The 7602-nt window shown below is 67.9% G+C and carries 5 protein-coding genes; 4 read left to right on the plus strand and 1 reads right to left on the minus strand.

Annotation, left to right across the window (positions count from 1 at the left end; all coding sequences use genetic code 11):
- Positions 1 to 637: 637 nt before the first annotated feature.
- The 4 genes from SB786_RS35215 (at position 638) to SB786_RS35230 (ending at position 6701) form a co-directional block, all read left to right on the plus strand.
- On the plus strand, positions 638 to 1888 hold the full coding sequence (locus tag SB786_RS35215; RefSeq protein WP_410731436.1) for a metallophosphoesterase family protein: 1251 nt from the start codon (positions 638 to 640) through the stop codon (positions 1886 to 1888).
- Between the two features lie 3 nt (positions 1889 to 1891).
- Positions 1892 to 5362 (plus strand): AAA family ATPase, encoded by a 3471-nt coding sequence (locus SB786_RS35220; protein WP_410731437.1) that lies wholly within the window; start codon positions 1892 to 1894, stop codon positions 5360 to 5362.
- 121 nt (positions 5363 to 5483) lie between these two features.
- On the plus strand, positions 5484 to 6008 hold the full coding sequence (locus SB786_RS35225; RefSeq protein ID WP_410731438.1) for an HD domain-containing protein: 525 nt from the start codon (positions 5484 to 5486) through the stop codon (positions 6006 to 6008).
- A 9-nt stretch (positions 6009 to 6017) separates the two neighbouring features.
- On the plus strand, positions 6018 to 6701 hold the full coding sequence (locus SB786_RS35230) for a DUF429 domain-containing protein (protein ID WP_410731439.1): 684 nt from the start codon (positions 6018 to 6020) through the stop codon (positions 6699 to 6701).
- Between the two features lie 183 nt (positions 6702 to 6884).
- On the opposite strand, the gene SB786_RS35235 is transcribed toward SB786_RS35230, so the two are convergent.
- A complete protein-coding gene (locus SB786_RS35235) occupies positions 6885 to 7322 on the minus strand; it encodes a hypothetical protein (RefSeq protein ID WP_006761769.1) in 438 nt (145 codons plus the stop codon).
- Positions 7323 to 7602 lie beyond the last annotated feature (280 nt).

The raw sequence follows: 7602 nt of genomic DNA on the forward strand, positions 1-7602 counted from the left end.
ACGGCTACCGCGACAGCGCTTACTTCTTCCTCAAGATCAAGGCCGCCTATCCCGGTAATCCGTGAAGAACCTTTTTTATTGATGCGCCGCGCATCGTGACAAGAAGCGTGTGCCGCGGACCGAACAGGCGGTCCGGGTACTCTCTGCCCATTGCCTGCGCGCCATGCTTAAATAGCGGGGCTCCCGGTCGCCGGGCGTCCCGCGTGGCGGCACCGGCCCAGGCAAGCATGTCCGATCGGCATCGTGCCGACAGACGACTCCAACGTGCCGCGCCGGCCCGCCCGGCGTGGTCCGGTATATTCCGAGGCATCACGAATTCGAAGTACGGCGAGACGGCGAACGTCGGTGTGATCGGCGTCGCATTGTTCGCGCGGAAGGAAAGCGACGAGGCAGCGCTGCGTCGCAACGCGAATCCGTTCACGGGCAACGACAACGGCTTTGCACCGCCGCCCGTGCCGCGCGGCGAGCGACGCGGCGGGACGAACTCGCCGTCGTCGGGGTGTCGGGCCGTGCGCCTGCCCAGCGCCCGCTTTCAGGTACCATCCCGACCCGCTGGCGACGGGCGACCGTGCCCGGCGTTCGATCGCGCACGATGCCGGTCGACATCGCCCCTTCGTCATGAAACAGAGGAATCTTCGTGAAGTTCATCCACGCGGCAGACATTCACCTTGACAGTCCGTTGCACGGCCTGAGCGCGTATCCCGACGCGCCGGCCGCGCAGTTGCGCAACGCGTCGCGCGAGGCGCTGCGGCAACTCGTGGATCGTGCGATCGAAGAGGAGGTTGCGTTCCTCGTGATCGCCGGCGACCTGTACGACGGTGACTGGAAGGACCACAACACCGGCATTTTCTTCGGCCAGCAAATGGGCCGCCTGCGCAAGGCCGGCATTCGCGCATTCGTGCTCGGCGGCAACCACGATGCCGAAAGCGAGATGACGAAGAAGCTCACCTTGCCCGACAACGTCACAGTGTTCGGCCACCGCAAGCCGGAAACCCACCGGCTGCCGGAATTCGACGTGGCGCTGCACGGGCAGAGCTTCAAGGACAAGGCCGTCGTCGACAATCTCGCGATCGGCTATCCGGACCCCGTGCCGGGTTACTACAACATCGGCGTGCTGCACACCGCGCTCGAAGGCTATGCGGCGCATCCAAACTATGCGCCGTGCACGCTGACGGAGCTGCACGCGAAAGGCTACGACTACTGGGCGCTCGGCCACGTGCACGAGTTCCAGCAATGGTCGGGGCCGTCGACCGTCGTGTTTCCCGGCAACCTGCAGGGCCGCCATATCCGCGAGACGGGCCGCCGCGGCGCGGTGCTCGTGACGATCGAGCAGGGGCGCACGCACATCGAACGTCTGTACCTCGACGTGCTGCGCTGGGAAGCCGTGCCGGTCGACGCGTCCGACTGCTTCACGGTCGCCGACCTGTCGAGAAAGATCGGCCAGTCGCTGGAGGCGCTGCTGAACGTCGATGGCCACGTGCCGCGCGCGGTGCGCGTGACGGTCACGGGGCGTACGCCCGCACACGGCCTCTTTTTCGGGCGCGCGCCGCAACTGCGCGCGGAGGTGCTGAACCAGATCGGCATCATCGGCAACGAACGGCTGTGGCTGGAGAAGGTCCGGCTCGCGACGTCCGCGCCCGAACAACCGCAAGGCGAGAGCGAGCAACTCGAGGCGCTGGAGGATCTCAAGCAGATCCTGGCCGACGCCGCGCACGATCCGGATTTCCTCGCGCTGCTCGAGCGCGACCTGAAGCCGTTCATCGGCAAGGTGCGCAGCGACGTGAAGGAGGAGGTGCCGCTGTTGACGATGGCGCGCGCCGGCGAACTCACGGCGCTGGTCGAGCAGGTCGGCCCCGCGTTGCTCGCGCGGCTGGCAAGGGGGGAATAAGCGATGCGCATCAGCCAGCTCGATCTGATCAAGTACGGCAAGTTCACCGACGAGACGCTGCGCTTTCCGTCGGCCGGCCAGGATTTCCACGTGATCGTGGGGCCGAACGAGGCCGGCAAGTCGACGATCCGGACAGCCGTGTCGGAACTGCTGTTCGGGATGAAGCTGCAGACGCCGCTCGACTTCCTGCACGCGACGCCCGAGTTGCGGATCGGCGGCGTGCTGGAGAGCGGCGCCGGCGCGCTCGCATTCCATCGCGCCCGCGGGCGCAGCCCGCTGCGCACACCCGCCGACGACAAGCTGCCGGACGACTATCTCAACGCCATCCTCGACGGCGCGACGCGCGAATTCTTCGAGCAGATGTTCGGGCTCGACCACGGTCGGCTCGTCGACGGCGGCCGGAGCATACTCGACGCGTCCGACAAACTCGGCCAGGTGCTGTTCGAATCGGCGGCGGGCGTCGGCACGCTCGGGCCCGTGCGCGAGGAACTCGACGCGCGCGCGGGCGAGCTGTGGGCGCCGCGGCGCAGCGGCAGCGCATTCGCGCAGGCGGAGGCGTCGTTCAACGAGGCGGTCGGCGAACTGAAGGCCGTCCAGGTGCGCACGCGCGACTGGGTCGATCGCAAGGAAGCGCGCGATGCGGTCGAACAGGAGATCGAGCAGGCGCGCACGGAGCAGCGCCGTCTTGAAGCGCTGCGCTCGAAGCTCGAGCGCGTGCGGCGGCTGGCGCCGTATCTGAAGGAATTGACGATCAAGGAAGCGGCGCTTGCCGAACTGGGCGCCGTCGTCGAGTTGCCGCCGACCGCGTACGCGGACCTGTTGAAAGCGCAAGGCGATCTCGCGGCCGAACAGAAGGTGCTCGAGGAGCGCCGCGCGGACCTGCTCGCGAAACGGCAGGCGCGCGATGCGATCGATCCGGATGCCGACGCGCTGGCGCTCGAAGGCGACATCGAAGCACTCGACCGGTTGCGCGGCGCATGCATGAATCACGCACAGGATCTGCTGTTGCTCGGCGCGGACGTCGAGCGGCATCTGTCCGCCGCCGCTTCAGCCGCGGCTCAGCTCGGCTGGCCGACCGACGAGGCGTCGCTGCGCGCATCGCTGCCGACTGCACTGTCGCTGAAGACGGTCGCGAACCTGTTGCGCGATCATGGCGCGCTGCATCAGGCGCTGGCCGGCACGCGCGAATCGCTCGACGAGCGCACGCAGGAACTCGCTCAGGCGCAGGAACAACTGGCGCGCCTGTCGACGGTCGATGTGCCGGAAGTGCTTCGAGCGGCGCTTGCCGACGCGCAGGGTTTTCGCAGCAGCAGCCAGCGCGAACAGGCGCTCGAACGCGACATCGCCGCCGCGGAGCGCGCGCTCGCCGATGCGCTCGATGCGCTCGGCCACTGGCGCAAGCCGGTCGACGCGCTGCGCGTGCTCGATGTACCGTCGGCGGCGCGGCTCGCCGCGCTGCTCAACGAAGCAAGCGAGCGCGCGAGCGCGGCGGCCGCCGCACGCGATGCGCGCGACGGCGCGCAGGAGGAACTCGAGCGGCTCGAATTGCAGGAGAAGCATTTCGCCGAGACCCACAAGGTCGTCACGACCGCCGAGGTGCTGGCGGCGCGTGCACGCCGCGACGGTGCGTGGGGCGACATCCGCAGCGGCGCGGTCGATCTCGCAACGGGTGCGCCGGCCGTCGACGATGCGATACGCCTCGCCGACGAACTCGTCGATGCGCAGCTCGGCGCCACGCAAGCGGCGGCGACGTTGCAATCGCTGCGTCAGCAGGTCGAGTCCGCCCGCGCCGTATTGACGCGCCGACAGGCGGCAGTCGACGAGCGTGAGCGCGAGCTGGCCGCGCACCGCGATGCATGGTCCGACCTCGCGACGACGGCCGGCGTGCCCGGCATGCCGCTGGCGGCGATGGGCGACTGGCTCGCGAAGCGCGACATGGTGTTTGCCGCGCAGCTCGAGCTTGACCGCCAGCGCCGCGAATTCGAGACGATCCGCGAAGCGCGGGCCGGTGCGGAAGCTGCGTTGCGTACGGCGCTGCGCCTGGTATCGCGCGGCAGCGACGCCGACGGGCTGGCGGCGCTCATCGCGATCGCCGAGACGTTCGTGCAATCGGCCGAGAAGACGCTCGCGCAGAAGGACAGCCTGGAGGATCGCGCGCGCGAAGCCGAACGCGGATGCGCGACGGCCCGTTCACGCGCCGGCCAGGCACAGGCGGCCTACGATGCGTGGCAAGCACAATGGCGCGATGCGCTCGCCGACGCGAAGCTGTCAGCGAATGCGGTGACGCTGGCTGCAGCCGAAGGGGCGCTCGGGCTCGCGAATGCGGTGAGAGGCGAACTGGCCGGCGCCGATGCGCCGCGCAACCGGATGGCCGCGATCCGCGCGGAGCTGGCCGCGCTCGAGGCCGGCGCACGGCGGCTGGCTGAAGCGCTGGAGCCCGCATGGCTTGCGAGCGGCGACTGGCTGGACGTTGCGCGCCGGTTGACGATGCGCGTGGCGGCCGCACGGGAAACCGCCCGCGCGATCGGTCGTGCCGACGAGGCGGTGCGGCAGGCTGACGGCAAGGTCGCCGATGCGGCAGCCGCGGTGGCGGGTGCGGATGCACGCATTCAGCCGTTGCTGCAACTGGCCGGCGTCGCGTCGATCGACGTGGCGCTGCCGCTGGCCGAGCGATCGGATCGGCAGCGCCAGCTTCGGCAGGCTGTCGATGCCGCGAAGGAGGCGCTGGTGCGCGATGGCGACGGGTTGTCCCAGGCCGCCGTCGAGGCCGAGGTCGCGGAACAGGACATCGCCGACGTGCCCGCGCATCTCGAAGCAGTGAAACAGTCGCTCGGCGACGTCGGCAAGCGCCTGAACGCGCTCGCGCAGCAACAGGTCGTCGCCCAGCAGGCATTCGGCGCGATCGACGGGCAGGCGAGCGCGGCCGTGGCCGAGGCGAAGCGGCAGGAAGCGCTGGCCGCGATGGGCGACGCGGCCGAACAGTATCTGGAAGCGGCGACCGCGAGCCGTCTGCTGAAGTGGGCGACCGATCGCTATCGCGACCAGAAGCAGGGGCCGATGCTGCGCCGGGCGGGCGAGATTTTCGCGGGGCTCACGCTCGGCGAATTCGCGCGGCTGACGGTGGACACCGAACGGACGCCGCCCGCGCTGTACGCGCGGCGCACCAAGGGCACGTCGGTCGAGGTGGCCGGCCTGAGCGAAGGAACGCGCGACCAGCTGTTCCTCGCGTTGCGGATCGCGGCGCTCGAACTGCAACTCGCCAGCCGGACCGCGCTGCCGTTCGTTGCCGACGATCTGTTCATCAATTTCGACGATGCGCGTGCGAAGGCGGGGCTCGAGGCGCTGCGCGATCTGTCGACGCGGACCCAGGTGCTGTTCCTGACGCACCACGATCACCTGCTGCCGCTCGTGCGGGACGTGTTCGGCGCGCAGGTCAACGTGGTCGGGCTGCAGCGCGAGGTAGCCGGCGCGTGACGCCGGGCGGCTCGATGTTCCCGATACGTGGGAATGATCATCGCGTACAGGTAGTATGTGCGGTTCCGAAACGGACGCGACCGGTTCTGCCGGCCGCAGTCCGGCCACACGAGGGATCAATATGAACAAGCTGGTAGCTGCCATCGCATTCGCGGCGGACAAGCATCGCAATCAGCGGCGCAAGGACGACGAAGCATCGCCGTACATCAACCATCCGATCGCGCTGGCCGATGTGCTGGCCAACGAAGCCGGCATCGAGGACGAGCGCGTGATCGTCGCGGCTGTGTTGCACGACACGATCGAGGATACGGAGACAACCGAGCAGGAACTGCTGCGGCTGTTCGGCAAGGACGTCGCGGACATCGTGATGGAAGTCACCGACGACAAGTCGTTGCCGAAGGACGAGCGCAAGCGCCTTCAGGTCGAGCATGCGGCGAACATCAGCCGACGCGCGAAGCTCGTGAAGCTGGCCGACAAGATCTGCAACCTGCGCGACATCGCGCGGCATCCGCCTGCGGACTGGCCGCTCGAGCGCAAGCAGGCGTACTTCGACTGGGCGAAGTCGGTCGTCGACCGGATGCGCGGCGTGCATCCCGGCCTGGAAGGAATCTTCGATGCCGCGTACGACGCGCGGCCGGCGGCCTGACGCGCAGCCATGCCGGCGGCCCGATCCCGATCCGCCGCGTGGTCGCCGCCTGCGGTGGCGGGCGTCGACGTGGGCGGAGACAAGAAGCAATGCGATCTCGTGATCCTGCGCGGCTCGACGATCGTCTGCCGCGCGGCGCGAATCGCGCCCGAAGCGCTGCCTTCGCTGTGTATCGAGCATGACGTGGTGGCCGTCGGCGTCGATGCGCCGAGCTTGTGGTGGACGGGAAGCGGGCGCCGCGCGGCCGAGCAGGCGCTCGCGCGTGAGCGGATCTCTTGCTTTCCGACGCCGTCGCGCGAACAGGCTGTGACCAGTACGTCGGGCTTCTTCGACTGGATGTTCATGGGCGAGCGCGTCTACCGCGCGCTGGCACAGGCCTATCCGCTGCTCACCGACGCACGGTATGCCGGCGGGAACGTAAGCTTCGAGACCTATCCGTATGCGATTACCTGCGCGATGCTCGGCAAGGCGATTGCGTCGGCGAAGCAGAAACGCAACCAGCGCCGGCAGTTGCTCGCGCACGTCGGGATCGACGTGTCGACACTGCGCTCGGTCGACGCGCGGGATGCAACGCTATGCGCATTGACCGCGCAATACGTGATCGACGGAAACGCGCACGCATATGGCGATGCGGCGGGCGGGTACATCCGTGTGCCGATCGTCCGCGAGACGATCGTGCTCGATACGCTCTAGTCACTCACAGGCTGCGGCTGGCCGGTACCCGTGAACCCGTGACTGCAAGGTGAGCTTTTGCGGGGGACGTATCCGATTGCCGACGTCTAGGTGTCGAGCAGTGACAGCAGTTCGGCACGTACGAAGCCAGGGGCATGCGCAACATGTTCAGTCGATACGCCGTGCGCCTCCCGGCCGTGATGCTCAGTCTTCGAGAATGGACTTCGGCACGCTGGAGAGATCGCACGCGTCCGCTTGCTCGAAATAGGCTTGCGCATCGTCGATCATCACGACCGCGACGTCGATCAGTTCGTCGAGCCGCTGCAGCAGCGATTCGCGCCACTCGATGTCCTCGTCGCGCTCGGGCGTCTTGTCGAGCTGCTCGATGATCGAGTCGGCCGTCTGCAGGAACGGGATCGCCTGCTGATAGTTTTCGATCGAGACCATCGCGGCGTTGCGTGCGCCGACGAGCCGTTCGCGATGCTCGTCCGCCAGTTCGGACTCGCCGCTGATGCGCGGCAGGACATCCGAGATGCGTTGCAGAAGCGGCGGGACCTGTTCTTCCAGCATGACGGCGCGCTCGCGCAGCGCGGCATATTCGTCGCGAAGATCGGCGTCGCCGGATTGAGTGGTGCTGTCCATCGTCGGTATGAGTGCGTTGTTCGATCGCGGGATGATACTCGACGGCGCGTACCGGTTTGTTTGTTCCGCGGCGTGGTGACTGGCGCGAGGTGAATACGGGATGCTGTCGACCTCTTATATAGGAGGAAAGAAGGACGCGCGCAGGATCCTTGGCGGGCGCCTCGCACGGCTGTATTTAGAGCGCCACGCACCCCAGCCCCCGTGCGCGGCAGCGCCCGGGGGCTTTTTCAAAATATTTTCACAAAGGGGCTTGCGAAGACGGGATGGGGTGCTTAGAATC

The sequence above is a fragment of the Burkholderia sp. SIMBA_062 genome, from assembly GCF_046534765.1.
Taxonomy (GTDB): Bacteria; Pseudomonadota; Gammaproteobacteria; order Burkholderiales; family Burkholderiaceae; genus Burkholderia; species Burkholderia ambifaria.